This window comes from Pedobacter sp. ok626, assembly GCF_900100435.1.
GTDB lineage: Bacteria > Bacteroidota > Bacteroidia > Sphingobacteriales > Sphingobacteriaceae > Pedobacter.
The window spans coordinates 400,030-417,779 of the sequence record NZ_FNEX01000004.1 but is presented as its reverse complement, the minus strand read 5'-3'; the positions used below and the strand labels follow the sequence as shown (position 1 = coordinate 417,779).

At 38.5% G+C, this 17,750-nt stretch carries 14 protein-coding genes and 1 tRNA gene; 2 read left to right on the top strand and 13 right to left on the bottom strand.

What is annotated here, in order from left to right; translation table 11 throughout:
• Positions 1–4 precede the first annotated feature (4 nt).
• The 7 genes from BLS35_RS08230 to BLS35_RS08200 all read right to left on the bottom strand — a co-directional run bounded on the left by BLS35_RS08230 (position 5) and on the right by BLS35_RS08200 (position 10,076).
• Entirely contained in the window at positions 5–2,137 is a 2,133-nt protein-coding gene (locus tag BLS35_RS08230; protein WP_090779680.1) for a tetratricopeptide repeat protein, read from the bottom strand.
• An 11-nt stretch (positions 2,138–2,148) separates the two neighbouring features.
• Positions 2,149–3,984, bottom strand: coding sequence for a hypothetical protein (locus BLS35_RS08225; protein ID WP_090779678.1), 1,836 nt, complete (start codon positions 3,982–3,984; stop codon positions 2,149–2,151).
• A 65-nt stretch (positions 3,985–4,049) separates the two neighbouring features.
• Positions 4,050–5,903 (bottom strand): hypothetical protein, encoded by a 1,854-nt coding sequence (locus BLS35_RS08220; protein WP_090779676.1) that lies wholly within the window; start codon positions 5,901–5,903, stop codon positions 4,050–4,052.
• A gap of 11 nt (positions 5,904–5,914) precedes the next feature.
• Entirely contained in the window at positions 5,915–6,457 is a 543-nt protein-coding gene (locus tag BLS35_RS08215; RefSeq protein WP_090779674.1) for a hypothetical protein, read from the bottom strand.
• 119 nt (positions 6,458–6,576) lie between these two features.
• Positions 6,577–7,977 carry a hypothetical protein gene (locus BLS35_RS08210; RefSeq protein WP_090779672.1) on the bottom strand — a complete coding sequence of 467 codons (1,401 nt, stop codon included), beginning with the start codon at positions 7,975–7,977 and terminating at the stop codon, positions 6,577–6,579.
• 27 nt (positions 7,978–8,004) lie between these two features.
• Entirely contained in the window at positions 8,005–9,339 is a 1,335-nt protein-coding gene (locus BLS35_RS08205) for an IPT/TIG domain-containing protein (protein WP_090779670.1), read from the bottom strand.
• A 107-nt stretch (positions 9,340–9,446) separates the two neighbouring features.
• A complete protein-coding gene (locus BLS35_RS08200; protein ID WP_090779668.1) occupies positions 9,447–10,076 on the bottom strand; it encodes a hypothetical protein in 630 nt (209 codons plus the stop codon).
• A gap of 196 nt (positions 10,077–10,272) precedes the next feature.
• Between BLS35_RS08200 and BLS35_RS08195 the strand changes: the two genes are divergently transcribed.
• Both BLS35_RS08195 and BLS35_RS08190 read left to right on the top strand, forming a co-directional pair.
• The gene (locus BLS35_RS08195) at positions 10,273–12,177 is read left to right on the top strand and encodes a tetratricopeptide repeat-containing sensor histidine kinase (RefSeq protein ID WP_165973200.1); all 1,905 of its coding nucleotides are present in this window, start codon (positions 10,273–10,275) and stop codon (positions 12,175–12,177) included.
• A 7-nt stretch (positions 12,178–12,184) separates the two neighbouring features.
• Complete coding sequence (locus BLS35_RS08190) at positions 12,185–12,799, top strand: response regulator (protein ID WP_090779663.1); 615 nt, start codon at positions 12,185–12,187, stop codon at positions 12,797–12,799.
• Between the two features lie 27 nt (positions 12,800–12,826).
• Here the strand turns inward: BLS35_RS08190 and BLS35_RS08185 are convergent, their stop codons facing one another.
• From BLS35_RS08185 to BLS35_RS08160, 6 genes are all read right to left on the bottom strand, one after another.
• Positions 12,827–13,183, bottom strand: coding sequence for a response regulator (locus BLS35_RS08185; protein ID WP_175459579.1), 357 nt, complete (start codon positions 13,181–13,183; stop codon positions 12,827–12,829).
• 154 nt (positions 13,184–13,337) lie between these two features.
• Positions 13,338–13,871: a hypothetical protein gene (locus tag BLS35_RS08180; protein WP_090779659.1), complete on the bottom strand. Its 534-nt coding sequence runs from the start codon at positions 13,869–13,871 to the stop codon at positions 13,338–13,340.
• A 10-nt stretch (positions 13,872–13,881) separates the two neighbouring features.
• Positions 13,882–14,280, bottom strand: coding sequence for a hypothetical protein (locus tag BLS35_RS08175; protein WP_132225914.1), 399 nt, complete (start codon positions 14,278–14,280; stop codon positions 13,882–13,884).
• A gap of 38 nt (positions 14,281–14,318) precedes the next feature.
• Positions 14,319–14,882, bottom strand: coding sequence for a T6SS immunity protein Tdi1 domain-containing protein (locus BLS35_RS08170; protein WP_090779655.1), 564 nt, complete (start codon positions 14,880–14,882; stop codon positions 14,319–14,321).
• A gap of 616 nt (positions 14,883–15,498) precedes the next feature.
• A tRNA-Ser gene (locus tag BLS35_RS08165) sits at positions 15,499–15,585 on the bottom strand.
• A gap of 70 nt (positions 15,586–15,655) precedes the next feature.
• The gene (locus tag BLS35_RS08160; RefSeq protein WP_254778757.1) at positions 15,656–17,665 is read right to left on the bottom strand and encodes an HD family phosphohydrolase; all 2,010 of its coding nucleotides are present in this window, start codon (positions 17,663–17,665) and stop codon (positions 15,656–15,658) included.
• Positions 17,666–17,750 lie beyond the last annotated feature (85 nt).

Below are 17,750 nucleotides of genomic sequence, written 5' to 3'. Positions count from 1 at the left end.
ATTTTTATTTCAAAAAATCGCTTCCAAACCCTGGTATGGATGACCCGGTGGCCTTAAAACCACTGCTCACACTTATTTCAACATCAACTAAATTAACACCTGCACTGCCTCCCATAGGGCCACTCATCTCTGCTGAAACTGATTCTTTAACGATCAAATCAACCGGGTTCATATTCCCATCAAACTTGATGGTGGTTCCTATTTCTGCACCTATTTTTCCACCCAGTTTTTTGGTGATCTCAAATTCTTTTTCTTTTCCTGCTTTTACAGTAATGCTGTGCCCGGTAGTTTGCCAGGTTACAGGATCAACACTTCGATCGTACCTAAATGAACCTTCTTTGAAATCTGCATAAACCGACCAGCCTTCGCAATTCATTTTTCCACCGGTTACCATGAGGTCTATCCCAAAATCCACTTCGCAGTGTTCTCTTTCCCAATCGTGTATTTTTCCTCTGTAATTGTTGGCTTTCATATAATCCCCACAGGGTTTTGATAGCCCCCCGTCCACATGCGTAGGGAAAAGCAGATAAGCAAGATTATACAAGTCTTTCAAATAGCCCACATAAAATGCGTAGTTAACGGCCGTAGGGTCTTGCATGGATTGCATCACGATGGTATTCCAAAAAAGATGCTCTTGCAAACGCTGGTTCAACAGATCTTCCATTTTATGGATATATTGATTATTTATTTCGGCCATTTTTTCCAGCCATTTATTTTGCCTTGCTGTATTCAAATCACAGAGTTGTTTTTCAATTTCTACTGATCTTGCATTTGCTGCATCCTGGCCTTCGCCGTCTTTCAGTTTGCTTTCTTCTTTTACCAAAGCATTTATCTTATCATCAAAATCGGTTTTCAATGCCTGTTTCAGTTCATTCACGCTTGCTAACCTGTTTGCTGTTTCAGTTTTCATTCTGTTGATATAGGATTTACTGAATTGTGGATTGTCTATACTGGCTAGCATGACGGATGCCTGGGTTACAAATGGATTACTGAACGATTCTTTCAGATCCTTAACCGATTTGGAAAAACCAGGTTTGCCAGCATTGGCCAGCGTTTGCTGCATTTGTGCCATCATTTTAGCCTGGTTTCCCTGTACTTGGTTCCCATATTTTTTATCCAGTTCTTGTTGTGTTTTATAAGTTGCGTTAATAGTAGCATCAAAGTCCCTGAAATAGGCTTCCACTTCACCATCACGTGCTACTGCTTCTTCATACGATGCCGGTATTGACGGTACGATAAAGCGTTTGGTAACACTATGGTCTTTATAAAATTGTTTAAAACGTTTTCTGATATGCGCCGAAATGTCTTTTTGAGGTGCCACCTGTTTCAATAAATTGATATTCTCTGGAGTAGCAGCGCCATGTGCTATGGCTTTTTCGAGATAGTTTCCGCAAAGCGCATTGTCTCCCTGTTTTTGTGCAATAAGTGCCATCGAACGATACGCTTCGGTTTTGGTCGAATCTTTTGCAATGGCTGATAAAAACAACGGTTTCGCTTTGTCAACATAACCCAAACTCAGATAAGCCTGACCTATATTGTTAAGCAACGTGCCGCTTTGAGGCACAAATTTTTGCGTATATAAAAGCAGCGGGAAAGATTTATGTGCATATCCCGAAAGGGTAAGCAATGCGCCGAGGTTATTGATGGAAACATAATCATCCGGATTGGTGATACAGGCATTAATAAGCAGGTACAATGCTTTGTCCAATTCATTATGCGACCAAAATACCAGTGCATATTTTCCGGTTTCAGCGCCCTTATCCAATAATTTTTGTACCGCTTTTACATGATCGGGTTTCATCGCAGTTTCTGTTTGTGAAAAAATTGGTTTGAGGTAAGCTATAAGTTTCCCTTTATCAGTGGGTGTGGCCGGTATAGCCAGTGTAGAAAGTTTTTCGGGAATTTTGTTCGGGTCACCCATTTGCATCAATGCTGTTCCAGTACCACCCTGCTGCATATTTTTTTGGGCAGTTTTCATTGTTTTTTCAAGTCCCATTTTCTCTAGCATGGCTCGCTGCTCTGGGGTCATATTTTTTTTCAGCTCCTCCATTTTTTTTATGGCATCTTCCATGCGCTGTTTTTCTTGTGCTATTGCCAATAAGGGCAGCATCAATAGGATTATCAATATATTTTTCATTGCCTCATTCTTTATTGTTTTTTAATATCAATATTGCCCAAATAAGCATCGGGATCTCCGAAGTACCAGCCAATTTTCGTGTAGGCTACACCTGTTGGCAGTACCATTTCATTTTTAAAAACTTCTTTATTGTTAACCGCTACTGCTACCGATGCGCCATTGACAGTTATAGTTACACGAGCCACATTTTCTGCTTTCAGGTTTTCAATCCTAAAGCGTTGAATTTTTTCAGGAACTTTTTTCTTCATAAACTGCACACTCGTTTCAGCTTCCCCGCCTAAGGCAAATGCAAAATCAAATCCGTTTCGGTTAATGTCTTGTATGTTGATGTAGTTTTCGGTTCCCAAGCGTACATACATTAGCGATCTATAATTGCGAATGTTTTTCCCGAAATACACATCGTAACTCAGGGTAAAATTGGCTGGAAGTGGTTTTGGAAAATCAGGATAGAACGTAAACTCTTTGGGTATGGATATCCATTTTCCTTGCTGACCCCTTAGCGTATGAAGTGTGGCATTTTGAAATTCGTGTCCATTTTTTCCGTATGTATGCCATCCTTTAGCAGAAAAATCACCAGAGATATGGCCCTCGAAGTCTTCATATAAAATCGTATTCGGGTCTTTATTTTTTACGCTTGCCGTAACCGATTTACTTACAATACTTACCATTGTATTGCCCGAAGTTTTTGCGGGTTCTTTCACCGGTTTATAGGCAACGGTTTTCATCTTTTCAGGGTCGGCTAACCACTTGCTTACGTAATCGAAATTAAAATTTTGTAACATTGAATGCACCAAATGTTGTGCATCGGTTCCAAAAGTTACATCATAGTTAGCGAGTGATCCTGCAAAATCGATTCTGGGCGTAAGGTTTACATATAACCAAAGTGGTTTATCGGTTTTAGATTGATTGATGATTTGTTGGGTTGTACTTACCAATAGGTTATATTCAGGGAAAGTTTTGCTGAGCTGTTTGCCATTTAAGATATGGCGTGGATCGAGCAGGTAATGTCCTGCACCATCGCTAGGACCGATACGGTAGTTGATACGAGGATCTAACTTTGTTACTTCGTTATAAAAAGGTTTGAGACCTTCTAACGCGGCCTGTATTTCCTTTTCGTAGTGCGGATATTTTTTCATAATACCAGGATAGATGGCCATCTGCTGTTGAATAAAAGCTACGGCATCTTTTACCAACACGGGTTTAAAAGGCCATTCGCCATTTCTGGGAACTACCACATCAATTTTACCATAGCCTTTTCCACTATCATGGTAATGCTGCAAGTAGGTCCGATAATTATAAAGATTGGCTTGAATCCTTTTATCAATCCCTTCACCCTTCACAGTAGCATCATCCTCGCCCGCACAAAATGGTGCCTTTTCAGAAAAGAAATACAGTCCATTGGGATTAAATCCGTCTATATAAGCACCTGGAAAATCATTGAAGCCTGCAATCAGCTTGCTTCCTTGTTCACCATTGAGGTTGATTTTTCCATTCTCAAATCTTGCAGAGAAGCCCATTAATTCAAAACCATAACTATGTAACGGGCCTAAATCAGGTAAATATGAGCGATCGTCGTTTTTACTAACACGTCTGATGATTAAGCCTCGTGGCAAATAAGATTGTTGTATCCAGCTATATAATTTATCAACGGCCTGTTGCTGCCAAATGGAATACGAGCCATAATAACCTTTGTAGGGTTTATAAACCGTATTGGCTTTGGTCGGATTGGTAACGTATTGCCAACCCAATACCGAGTCTCTGTTAAGTTCCTGATCATTTTGGGCATGGGCAGAAAAAGCGATAAAAGACAGTAGTATAAATAAGGGGATAAGTAGTGTCGATTTCATAGCAATTAGTTTAGTTTAAAACCAGTTGGATTATCAAAATATTTTTATGTGTTTCATTTCTTTAATTATTTAACTGGTGTTGCACTTTTGATATAAATATTCCCGAGCAGCATATTAGGATTACTGCAATACCAGCCAACACGTTTATACATTTGCTCGGCAGGCCTGGCATTATCATTTCTGATTACGTCTTTACCGTTTACCGAAATAGAAACCATAGTACCGCTGACGCTGACGCTTACATGCGCCACCTCTTTTTCCTTAAATGCCGCAATCCTAACATCCTGATTCATTTCCTTATATTGGCCTTTCCTGAAGTTGCATTCCATTGTACCTTCGCCACTCATGGCAATCCTAAAGTCCATTCCTTTATCAACAGCGCTGGCCATATTCATAGGTTGAGGATATTTATCTTTGGAGTCATAGGCATCCAACCTGAAATAATGCATCACTCTTTTGTTGGTAATGCCGGGGCCAAAATATACATCATAGCTTACTGTATAATTCTGTGAGAGTGGAATATTTAAATCAGGGTAAAAAGTAAATTTATTCGGGATTGAAACCCATTTACCATTTTGTCCATTTATAGTGGTTAAAGAAGCATTGGCAAAGCCATATCCTGCCGTATGCCATTTTTTGGCCGATATTTCACCGGCAGGATAGCCGTCAAAATCTTCATACAAGATGGTGTAAGGGTCTTTGTTTTTTGCTGTTGCTGTTGCTGATACAGTTGCCGGTGCAGTGGCTGTATTACCTGTTGATTTTGCAGGCGTTTTTACTGGTGTATAAACCATACTCTTTCTGTCGTTGGGCTGCGCCAGCCATTTGGCTACATAATCAAAATTGAAATTATTCAACATTGAATTTACCATGTGCGGTATGCCTGTGCCAAACCTTGTATCAAATTTTACAGGATTACCCTGTAAGGCCACGTTTATTGGTGTTAAATTAACATACAGCCAAAGTGGGTTATCAGTTTTTGCCTGGTCAATCGTCTGCTGAGTTGTGCTAACAAGTATGTTGTATTCCGGGAATGTTTTATTGTTGCCTTTGCCGTTTATAATAGCTTCGGGATTGAGCAGGTAATGCCCATTGCCATCGTTAATGCCGTTACCGTAATTATAACTTGCATTTAATTTTACAACTTCATTGTAGTAAGGTTTCAGTCTTTCCAGATCTTTTTTCAACGGCTCTACCGAGTAAGGATTTTTTTGCAGGATACCTGGATAAACTGCCATTTGCTGCTGAATATAGGCCACGGCATCTTTTACCAGTACTGGTTTAAAGGGCCAGTTGCCGTTTTTAGGAACCACTACGCCAATTTTAAAAACCTGTTGGCCATTGTCGTGATAATGGTCGAAATAAGTACGGTATTTATAGAGACTGGGCTGAATCTTTTTATCTATTCCTTCTTTGGCTAATTGAGCTTCATCATCTCCACTCGTAAATTGCGCTTGCTCTGCAAAGAAATACAAACTACCAGGATTAAACCCTTTGATAAAAGTACCCGGAAAGTCATTAAATCCGGCTACTAATCTTTGACCTTGTTCGTCGCTTAGGTTAATTTTCCCATTGGCAAAATGTGTAGAAAATCCTAGAAAATTTACACCATAGCTCTGCAACGGGCCATTATTAAATAGATACCAGCGCTCATCGTTTTTGACAATAGTACGCATTACTAGCCCACGGGGCAGGTAAGATTGCTGTATCCAGTTGATCAGCAAATCCGAAGCTTGCTGCTGCCAAACTGAGTAAGAGCCAAATTGGCCTTTTATTGGTTTGTAAACAGCAATGGCTTTTGGTGGGTTGCTTATATACCGCCAGCCAATTACCGAGTCACGGTTAAGTTCCTGATCACTTTGGGCATGGGCAGAAAAAGCGATAAATAGAAATGCTGTTATTGCTACGTATGATTTCATAACTATATTCTCTATGGCTTTATTTCCAGCTTCAACTCTCCTGTTACTGTTCCAGGTGTATAACCCGCTGGTGCATTAGTAACAGGAAGTACTTGCAGGGTATAGGTACCTATTAGTGTTTTGTTGCTGTTGTTATAAATAAGATTGCAGTTCATGGTTACATTTGTATTCTTTTTTAAAAGGATGGTTACATTATTGCCATGAACGGTGTAAGTACCAGATTCGAGTCTTGTTACAGCTTCGGGTGTAGTGAGACTACAGCTAACTGTGCCATTGCTGAGAAATTTAAAAGAAGGATCGGTAATCGAATGGCCTGCATTAGGTGTAACCCACCAGCGGATGAGCTGCCAGTTGGGTATTGTAAATTTGGCTGTTTCACGGTTGGCTAATGTTGGCAGCACTGTACCCAAAGGCAATTTTACGGGCTGTTGCGGCAAAGTAGGTAGTTTTGCATCTATAACATTTTTTATAGGTGGTACCTTCGGTGGTGCTTCCTGTGCATTTGCAGCAATAATGGTTACTGCCAAGCTTAGTAAAAGAATAATTTTTTTCATGTATAACGAGATTTAATAGTTTGGAACAGATGTTTTATTTAATCTCCAGAACAGGTTATTTTGATGATAAAGCCATCTGGGTTTCCAACTGCTTTCCCTTATGGAAATTGGCATTGTAATTAAAGCTTTTGAAAAGAAGAAACCGTTTCTATTCTGTTTTTATCATAATTACAGGCATACAAACCCATTAAATTTCTCCATTGATTATTACCATATTTTTTGGAATAAAATCTAATGAAGTATTTTGTTACTGGACCTGAACTAGTTTTTCTTTCCAGCACATTTCCTTTAAAAGCAAATACACCTTCACCTTTAAATTGTTTGCTTTTAATCAAGTCATTATAATAGTCGTAACCCACAGTGTAAGAAGATTGTGTTAACACATAATATTTTCCTTCTGCTGTGTAACTGGTAGCAGCAATTAAACTATTTCCGTATGACCCGCTGCTTGAAGCCCAGGTACCTGTTAGCTGTTTTTTATAATCCATATTTTTTTCGGCAATACCATTTATCTTCAAATTGAATAAAAGAAAATTTAAAGCCATTTCAGTTTCGCTGCCCAGTATTTGATCTGCCGAATTAATAATGGCTACGTTTGGCCCTACCTGTATAAGTATGACGAAGCTTTTTATAACATCGCCATTACTAGATCCGGTTTTTCTTATGTTATTGCTTAACATATAATAAGGCAGGCCTTGGCTGGTAAACCCTTTTTCATGATCACCTTTTTCAAATAAAAGATTATTGGGGCTGTTATACAGGCTCCATCCATCAAAAACTTCAAAGAAAACATGTTCCATATCTTTTTCTAAATTGCCAGATGATTTTACCATACTCATAAACTCAATAATTCTTTTTCCTGTATTGGTGTTTTTTTCTAAGGTTAAACTATTACCTCCGGCATTTAAACTCCACGTAGGCGGAACAGTAATTGAATACATACTTTTATTTCCTGAACCGTTTATAGCGTTTGTTGACGAAGCTGTTTCATTAACCGATTGTTGAACCGGGCCTATATTGTTGCCATGTGCAGTTGCCGTTTCGTTTAAGTCAATGCTTTTTATAAAATCCAGTATCTGGGTTTGATATTTATCGGTATTGGTCATTACGACCACATTAGCCATTTTGCCGCTCCCTGTAGCCGTTATCAGCGTTACCCATCCTTTGCTGGCGCCATCGGTATAGCCGGCCTGCCCCGAAATAACGTTCCATCCTTTTTCAGTAGCAGGTGCCTGCATGGTTGGTTCCCCGGAAACAGACACAGTACCTTTTACCAGTTTCTCCCAGCCATTATTAAAGTTTTCTTGTGCAGATACCGTGCTTGCTGCCGAACGCAAAATAACAACCGCTGCATAATTTCCTTTACCATCGTTTTTGGTAGACAGCTGTATGCCATTTGCCATTTCTGTTTTATCCCAATCTTTGGGCATGGTATAGTTTAATACATCAAAAGTCTGCTTTTGGGCAAAAACCACTATCGCAACAAACAAAAAAATGAGGGTTAAAAATAATTTCTTCATGGGTTTATTTTTAAGTATCTATTTTATTTACCGTACCACAATAGCATTGCCTGATGAATTAAGTACGGCATTGCCTAAATTAACAGGCACCCCGTTTTTCCAGTATTTGGCTACATTATAGCTTCCGTTGTTTTCCCATCCTGATACATAAACATCATTACCAAAAACCGCAATACCTGTAGCACTAGATGATGTTGTTGATAATTTTACTGCTACCCCGTTTTTCCAATATTTTGCAAAAGTTGGCCCAACGTGGTAATAATCTTCTTGTTCATATCCTGCCACATATACGTCGTTTCCCGCTACGAAAACAGCGTTTAATACACCTACCGAAACAGTGCCTGCGGTTAGTGTTGCAGCAGTTCCGTTTTTCCAGATGGTAGCCATAGGCAACGCTGTTGTTGGACTTTGTTGGTAGCCTACTACATACAAATCGCTTCCACTTAAGAAAACAGCATTGGCAAAACAATGCTTATCGTTATTGGGTATAGTATTGGCCGGTAGTACCCCATTTGTAAATTCCCATGGCGAAAACCTCCCCTGTGAGTTTCGATAACTTCCAACAGCGCAAACATTATTACCACTTGTATAAACACCATTACAAGAGCCATTACCCGTAACAGTATTCGATATAATGGGGTCAAAGACATTTATGGTTGTACCTGTTCCATTTTTCCAGTATCGGGGGACATCCGGTCCGTTCACAAGTTCCCAGCCGCCTACATGCACACCTTTACCGTTTACCGAAATACTATTAGCAGCAGAAGCGCCGGTACCAAGCGTGGTTTTAGTGCCATTTTTCCAATAATTGGCCAATTGTAAATTGTTAGTCCTTTCCCATCCTGCTGCATACACATCATTGCCATTTATAAAAATTGAACTCAATGCTGATTCTTCTGTGCTTAGTTTAACAGCAATGCTGTTTTTCCAATAAGTAGCCAAAGGGCCTGCGCCATTATCCTGAGAACCAGCTACAAATACATCGGGCACATAGGTAATGTTGCCACCGCTCACAGTCTGGTTGCCTGTTTTTATTTTTACTTCCCCATTAACTGCTCCAACAGCTGGAACAATTACCTTTAATTCTGTAGCAATTGCCGATTGTAAGGTGGCAACCACGCCGTCAATAGTGACGGTATTACTGATGGCTGTAGCGGAAAAGTTGCTGCCCTTAATGATAAGGGTATCGCCATATCGAAGGGTGGTGTTAGATAAAGAGCTTACTTTAAGCGTAGTATCTTGTGGCGTCGGGTCATTTTCGGGCATACCAATACCCTTTTTGCAGGAAGACAATGCAAGCATAAACAACACAAATGTTATTCCCGTTGCTGCTGTTAAGATGTTGTATTTTATTGTTTTCATATAGTTTGAAATTTTTTAATTGAAAAAAAATAGCATTACATAAAAGTAGATTAGCCTAAAAACTGGCGCAATCATTAAAAAAGATGATTTTTATGCATGACAGATTTCTAATTCATTGGCCTATTGGTAATAAATGGAGTCAGCGCATTAAAATACTGATCGGTTTTGCAGTACAACTGCCATTTTTTAAAATCCAGGTACATATTTGAATCGGTAAAATAAATAGTCTTGGAACCCATTGTTGGATGTAGGTTCCCATTTTTATCCTTAAACTCCAACGTAACACTTACCTCCTCAATTTTCCAGGCATCCAAAGCGAAAAACGGCCCATTACCTACTGTGTTGTAGTTAACATCTACCATAATACCCGTTTGTCTGTAATGGGCAAGGCTGTTAAAATTCTGATCAAAAGCCGCAGACCGCGGCAATGTAAAATCATTTGTACCCCATACTTTTAATTCTGATTTATAATTTTCCTGGTTATACCCTTTGCGCCAATTATCGCTACCGGCAGCTGGGTAAACCCTCAAAATTAGGCTAGATCCATTTTCTTTATTATCCTTCCCCGTTTTAAGGGTAACTTTTGCAACCGCTAAAAAATAATCGGCATCGTTAATGGTCGTACCTGATGTTGAAGCCTGTTGGCTATTATTAGTGTTTTTGACAGGTTTTAAAATCTGTGCATGAAGCGCACTTAAAAAACAAATACAAATCATGGTTATAGATAGCTTTTTCATTTTTTCAAAATTTATAGGATAAAATTAGAATTGGAGATAAGGCATATCAATCATTAAAAAAGATGATTTTTATAGGTAGACATCTAAAAAATCATTAAAAAAGAGGATATAAAATAGGCCAGATCTATATTTAATTTGCAATTAGAAAAATGTAAATTAGGGTATGAGAAAATTAACGTTACTATTTTTTTCAGTTATGACCTGTTTTTTATGTACTGCTCAGGTTGACAAGGTGGACAGCCTTTTAAAGAAAATTAAAGTAATTCAAAATGATACGAATAAGATAAAATTGTATTATGCCCTAGCCGACCAATATCTAAATAGCAATTTAAAAGAGGCAGAAAAATTTTGTCGCAAAGCTGAAGCTTTAAGCAGAAAACTAAATTATAAACAAGGGATACTGGACTATTATACCAATTATTCTAACGTGCTATATTTAAATGGAAGATTTGATGATCGACTAAAATTAGATATGGAAGGTATGGAGTACGCAAAAAAAAATGCCGACTCTATCGATTTTGCCCGCACCATGCTTAATGTTGGTATTGGATATTCATTAATAGAAGATTACCAAAGTGCTGTAAACCATATTGAAAAGGCCAGAGATATATTAATTAAAAACAATAACTATAAATACGACGGCAATATTTATAATCTACTCCAACTGTTGTATAATTATATGCATCAATACAGAAAAGGCGCTAATAACGGCTTGTTAGCTGTTGGCATTCTTGCAAAATCAAAGAATAAAGCGTCGCTGGAAGAAGCGCTAAACAATCTGGGATTAAATTATATAGAACTAACGTTGTATGACTCCGCTAAATATTACTTAAACAAGGCTATGGTTTTGGCAAATACAAGCGGAAACAAGCAAATACAGACGTCAACTGCACTAAACTTTGCCTTAATTGCACTTCGGTTGCAACAAATAGACAGCATAAAACCCTATGTAACCAAAGCACTTAAACTTTCCAAAGCGAATGATTGGCGTGAACAAGAAGGTTTAGCACAATACGGAATGGCCTATTATCACCTGCTAAAAAAGAATAATGCGATTGCGCAGTTATACGCTGACTCTGCACTTCGCTTAACTCAACAATACAATATACCAAACTTAAAAAAAAAGCTATATCCTTTGCTTTCAAGCTTATACTACGCTCGACAGAAACCACAGCAGGGTTACTTCTATTATAACAAATCAGAAATGTTTAATGATAGCTTGTTAAATACGACCATAACAAAACATACCATTCTCACTGAAAAAAAATTTGAAACCTCAAGAAAAGAAGCGCAAATAAAATTGCAACAATCGCAACTACGACAAAAGAACAACCTGATTTATTTCTTATTTGCAGGTGCCGTAGCCTTGCTTTCTATTTCTTTACTTAGCTACCGGAATTACAGGAATAGGCGAAAATTACAACAAGCCAAAATAGATGAATTAGAAACTGAAAAACGACTCATGGCCACTGAAGCAGTGCTAAAAGGTGAAGAACAAGAACGTACCCGACTGGCCAAGGACCTGCACGATGGCCTGGGCGGTATGCTGAGTGGCATCAAATTTTCCTTAGGTAACATCAAAGAGAACCTGATCATGACCCCGGACAACACACATGCTTTTGAACGCAGTATCGATATGCTGGACAGTTCTATCCAGGAAATGCGCCGGGTAGCGCATAACATGATGCCTGAAATGCTGGTCAAATATGGATTGGACACTGCGTTGAAGGAATATTGTGAAGAAATGGATCGTAGTGGCGTACTACATGTCAATTATCAATCGGTGGGAATGAATCGGGCAGAGATACCGCAAACCACAGCAGTGACCATTTATCGCATCATACAGGAACTCGTCAACAACAGCATCAAACATGCTCAGGCAAAAAATGTACTGGTCCAATTACATCTTTCCCAAGGGGAAAAGTTATTGGCTGTTACCGTAGAAGATGATGGACAAGGTTTCGATACGGATCAACTGAAACAAGCCAATGGAATGGGCTGGTTAAATATCCGAAACCGTGTCGAGTTTTTAAAAGCTAAATTAGATTTGCAATCCGCTTCCGACAAAGGCACTTCAGTAATGATCGAAATTAATATCTAAACAGGCAATGAAAGCAGGCATTTTTGTAGTAGACGATCATTTTATGGTCATAGAAGGCATTCATTCTTTATTACAGCATGAAAAAACACTGGACTGGATGGGACATGCCACCAATGCAGCATCCTGCCTGAGTTTTCTGAAATTACAGCAGCCCGATGTGATCTTAATGGATGTCAACCTACCCGACAAAAGCGGAATAGATCTATGCAAGGAAGTCAAACAATTACATCCTACTGTAGCTGTACTGGGACTTAGTACCTTTAACCAGCAGCCCATTATCAAAAACATGATGGATAATGGTGCATCAGGCTATGTGTTAAAAAATGCCACCAAAGAAGAGCTCCTGGAAGCTATAAATACCGTGCTAAAAGGCAAAATATATTATAGTCAGGAAGCTTTTAGTGCATTGCGAAAACCAGCGCCCAGTCAACTCCTGATCACCCGCAGAGAAAAAGAAGTATTGCTGTTAATCGCCGAAGGACTAACCAATACCGATATATCAGAAAAACTCTTCATCAGCATTCCTACAGTAAATACACATCGTAAAAGCCTCCTGGAAAAGTTCGAGGTAAAAAACACAGCCATGCTCATCGCCAAAGCAATAAAGCTGGAGCTGATTTAGTCAACTTATATTCCCAACCCCTATCAATCAGGTATTTTTCTTAACCACTTCCACCAAATGATCAATATCAAAAGGTTTTTCAATATAGTCATCGGCTTTACAAGCTGTGGCTTTTTCAGGCAGGTTCGCAGAAGTAGAAGTCAGCACAGCCGACACATCCTGCGTCTGGGGATCAGATTTTAATTCTTCAATGACCGCAGATCCTTTCTTTTTCCCTTTGATGTGCTCATCCACCACCACTACATCTGGATCAATCTCCTCAAGTTTCTCTATCGGCTCCGTCGTCAGTGACGCCGTAACCTCAAAACCTTCCTCCTCTAGTACCTGATCCATAATATCAAGTATATCTTCATTATCCTGAATCAGGACAACCTTCTTTTTCATAACGGCCAATTTATTAAGCGTAAATGTAGCAAAAAGAGTAATGGGTTCATAATTTGAATCCATCAGGGAGTAATCCAAATCTATAATAGTCTTAGGTCAGTTTTTAAACAGAATAGGGTTGCCCGAAATCGAACAACCCTATCATTTTGAGAATTCATGGATAATTTAATAGTCCATACTTTTTTATCAACCAGCCGTATCCGGCCGCCGTACCGTTAATCTTCTCAAATCCATCCAATGTGCACTCACAGTCGCCAACAGGCCCAAACATACCGTAATTATATTTCGCCCTATAGCTCAATCCAGTGAGCAAAAAATAACGATTGCCTGCTTTTACAATTACCTGATCTATAATGCTTATTTTATCAAAGGGGAGCATCACATTCTGGTATTCAACAGCAGGGTTAACATCGGCTTTTACCATACTATCCCGTATGATTGATTTGTTTCGAACAAGATAAAAACGAACTTGTTTGGTTTCTTTTTTACTAAACCCATCAAGTACAAATTCGATTTTTCTGTTTACCGTTGTCATGGTATCACAAACCTCTTTTTGATAACGGATCGCCTCTTTTTCCTTTGAATAATTGTTCCACTTCACGTTTCCCCAAAAAAGCCCTATAATTAATAGTAGAAGACAGATAAGGATCAAGGTAGTTACACCAATATTTTTAAGGATCTTATTCATTACTGGCTTATTATTCTACCTTCTTAAAATACAATGTCGAAGAAATTCGTATAGTGTTTGCCCAATTTTCTTCTCTGTACAACACCAAACTGTCTTGATCAACTTTCTGTATGCCATAATGGGTGGTTTTACCATCGGCAACAAATCGAAGTACCCTATCATTTATGGAATAGTCATAACTTGACTTCTTTGCTTTTGTGGTAATTTCTAAATTTTTAGCTGTTTTGAAATTGAACTGATTATAAGTAAAATTCGAAATCTTTATTGTGGTCGTATCAATTTTAGCATCCTTAATTTTATTAACCTCTTTTACAACTTGCCATTTCCCTATAATCGGATCGTTCGTACCAATTCCGCAAGCACACATTAAAATGACACATGGGATTAAGAGATATCTGGATTTAAGCATAGTATATGAATTTAAAAAGCCAAAAAGGCGGGTTAGCGTTATTTTATCTTACCAAGCGTTTGGGCGATGATTGCAATGTGTTCCTTTATTTTTACTTTCTGAAGATGGTCTGCTTTTTCTGCTCCTCCCAATCCCAGCAAGGGTACATAACCGTAGCATTCATCATATCCCGGTTCGCCTAACTTTTCCTTTGCAACCAGATAATTTTTATCATTTAAATTATCCCTCAAAAAGCCCTCATCAGCTAGGTCCATGTCAAAAAACCATTCCATATCATCCCCGCTTTCGACAATGGAATCATAACCGTTTTTAAAATAGACAGCCCTTATCGCATCACCTGTCCAGGCCAAGAAATCACCAAGCGCGGTAACAGCAAAAACAATTTCGTTGTCCCTGTTATCATAGGCTTCATTGAAAACTGCTTGAAATTCCGAAGGATCAACCAGCTTCAGATAGCCATTCATAAGTGTTCCAAAACCATAAACATTCCAGAAGTCAAGGAGCTGCGATGGAAGTTTGCCGGTAAACTTATCCAAAACATCTGCTGTCGGTCTTTGTACGGTTGAATAGTCGGGATATTTCTCAAAAAAAGTATCAAACATAACTGTATAAATGTTTTAGTTTGTAAACTAAAACTACAATTTTTTATATTTTATTGCAACGCCAAGCTATTATCAATGAAAAATTCTCCGGCGGTGATAAAATATGATCCCCGATCATCTCCCCCAAAGCCACCCATTCATTGTTCTGATTACGCTCCAGAATCTTCTCATTAAATGTTTAACAATTCTTTCGGATCAACTTTAACCTAGTCCATCCCTCAGAAACCATACTTGCTCATCAGCTATTCAATTGCCAGTAAAACATAGCGTCAAAAGTATTATTGAATAATTAAAAAATCAAGAAAGCTTTAATTAACGAGCGTCGGAATTACCATCCGCTCACTCTTATTTCAAAAGCAACAATATTTGGCCAATGAAAGAATCAATCGGAAATTTTAGTGTATACGTTATTATCGCCATCGGCCGATATTCGAGTAACTGTCTTCTTATCAGGATTAACTTTAAATATCCTAACCCTACCTTTCATTGGTTCGGTAATCCTAAGTGGAACACCTGGCATCAATAAAAATTTAGACTATAACTCACCGGCATTAAACAAAATAGGGTTGCTCGAAATCGAACAACCCTATCATTTTGAGAATCCATTCTCGTCTCGCGGAGGAAGAGGGATTCGAACCCTCGGTACCGTTGCCAGTACGACAGTTTAGCAAACTGTTCCTTTCGGCCACTCAGGCATCCCTCCGTTTTTTCCTCTGCATATCCGTGCTGAGGGAGTGCAAATATAGTAATTCATTTATGTTTGCAAAAAAAAATTACAGAGTTTGTTGATAATCTATTCGCACATGATAAATACTCATCAGCATCGTCTTGAATATCAACTTTATAGTTTCTATATCTTTTAATGTAATATCGCAATTATCTAACTGATTTTGTTCCAATTTGTAGCTAATGATCCGTTCGACCAGGTCATTTATGCTCTGAGCATCCGGATTTTTTAGACTTCTCGACGCAGCTTCGACCGAATCTGCCAACATTAAAACACCAGTTTCCTTAGAAAAAGGAATCGGTCCAGGGTACCTGAAAATGTTTTCGTCGACAAATTTCTCGGGAGAATTCTTTAAAAATGATTGATAAAAATAATCTACCCGCGTATTTCCATGGTGCGTTCTAATAAAGTCGATCACACTTTCCGGCAATTGGTGCCTGCGCGTAATTTCTATGCCCTTATGAACGTGCTTAATGATAATCTGCGCACTCTGCTCATAAGGTAGCTTATCATGCGGGCTCAATGCGGTATTCTGGTTCTCTATAAAATACTGCGGGTTCTCTATCTTTCCAATATCATGGTACAATGCCCCTGCCCTAACCAATAAAGAGTTTCCTCCTATTTTAAAGATGGCTGCTTCGGCCAGGTTAGCCACCTGCAAGGAATGCTGGAAAGTTCCCGGAGCTTTAAAGGCCAACTCTCTTAATAGTTTATTATTGGTATTGGTTAACTCAATTAAAGCCACATCCGAGGTGATGCCAAACATCTTTTCAAATGCATAAATAAGTGGGTAGGCCAATAAAGAAAGTAATACACTAATGATAAAAGGAACAAAGTTAATCCAGACCACTTGCGAAAAGGATCCTTCTCTTAACAAGGAAATCCCTACAAAAGCGATAAAGTATGCAGACAGAATAAATAACGCCGATAAAAGCAACTGCTCTCGTTTAATCAAATTCCTGATGCTATAAATAGCAACCATACCAGAAGTAACCTGGTAAAACACAAATTCAAAACTGTTGGGTACAAAGAAACCCGAAATAAGCACCACCAGCAAATGCAGATAAAGTGCAAGCCTGGTATCGAATAGAATACGGATAATGATAGGAACTATACAAAATGGAATATAATATATAGTAGGTAAATCCAGTTTAATGGCCCATGTTAAAGCAAGCAACATAGTGGTGATCACCAATAGGATCAACGACAACTGCCTGTTATCAGCAAAGATATCTTTCCTGAATAGTTTAAGGAACACCATTAATAAGCTTACAATAAAGCCTACCAGTAAGATTTGGCCGAAGTAAACGACTTTACTATCTCCAATAGTCTTGGTTTGCGCTTCATAAGCCTCTTTAAACGACAACAACTTCTGATAGCTCTCGTCATCCACCACATTATCCTTAGATATAATCAATTCTCCCTTCTGTACCATCCCTCTCGTGGTAGATAAACTATTCACTGTGCTCGCCTGCACAATTGCCGTCAGCTTTTCATCAAAAATAATATTGGGCTGCAAATGATCTTCAACCAGATTTACCACTACCTCTTTTATCTTTAGATTAACTGAGTTAAAATTAGTTTTAAAATAGACCAGCGCTGTTTGTACAGTAAAAACATCCTGAGTATTTACTGTTTTCGAGATATTGTTATTTAACAAAGAGAAATCGTAATTGGGAGAATTCCCCTTATGATGCTTTGGATTTATAGCAATAATCCCTTTGTCGTAGATGGATTTAAGTAATTTAAGAGAAGCCTGCTTATAGGTTGCAACCTCGTTTTCAGGAAAAGCGTTGGTCCTCCATTTTACATCAAATTCGTTTAAATAAGCTTCCTCAACCCCATTAAATAAATCTTTGTTTAGCTTATAAATAGGCAAAACGTTTTCAAGCGCATCTTTTTTATCTATCGTAACCTGGGGACTGGTTTTTAAGATCGCAAAGCTAAATGGCGAGATTAAATCTTTATTTTTCCAAATCGTGCCTTTTTCAAATTCATATCTAAAACGTGGTTGTTTGGGTAAAAACGTAGTTATAATCAATACTGAAAGTACCATCATGATATACTTAATATTAGATGAATACTTCCTGTAGAGTACCTTATGAGAATTTTTTCTGATTTTGGCCAAAGCGATGCAAATT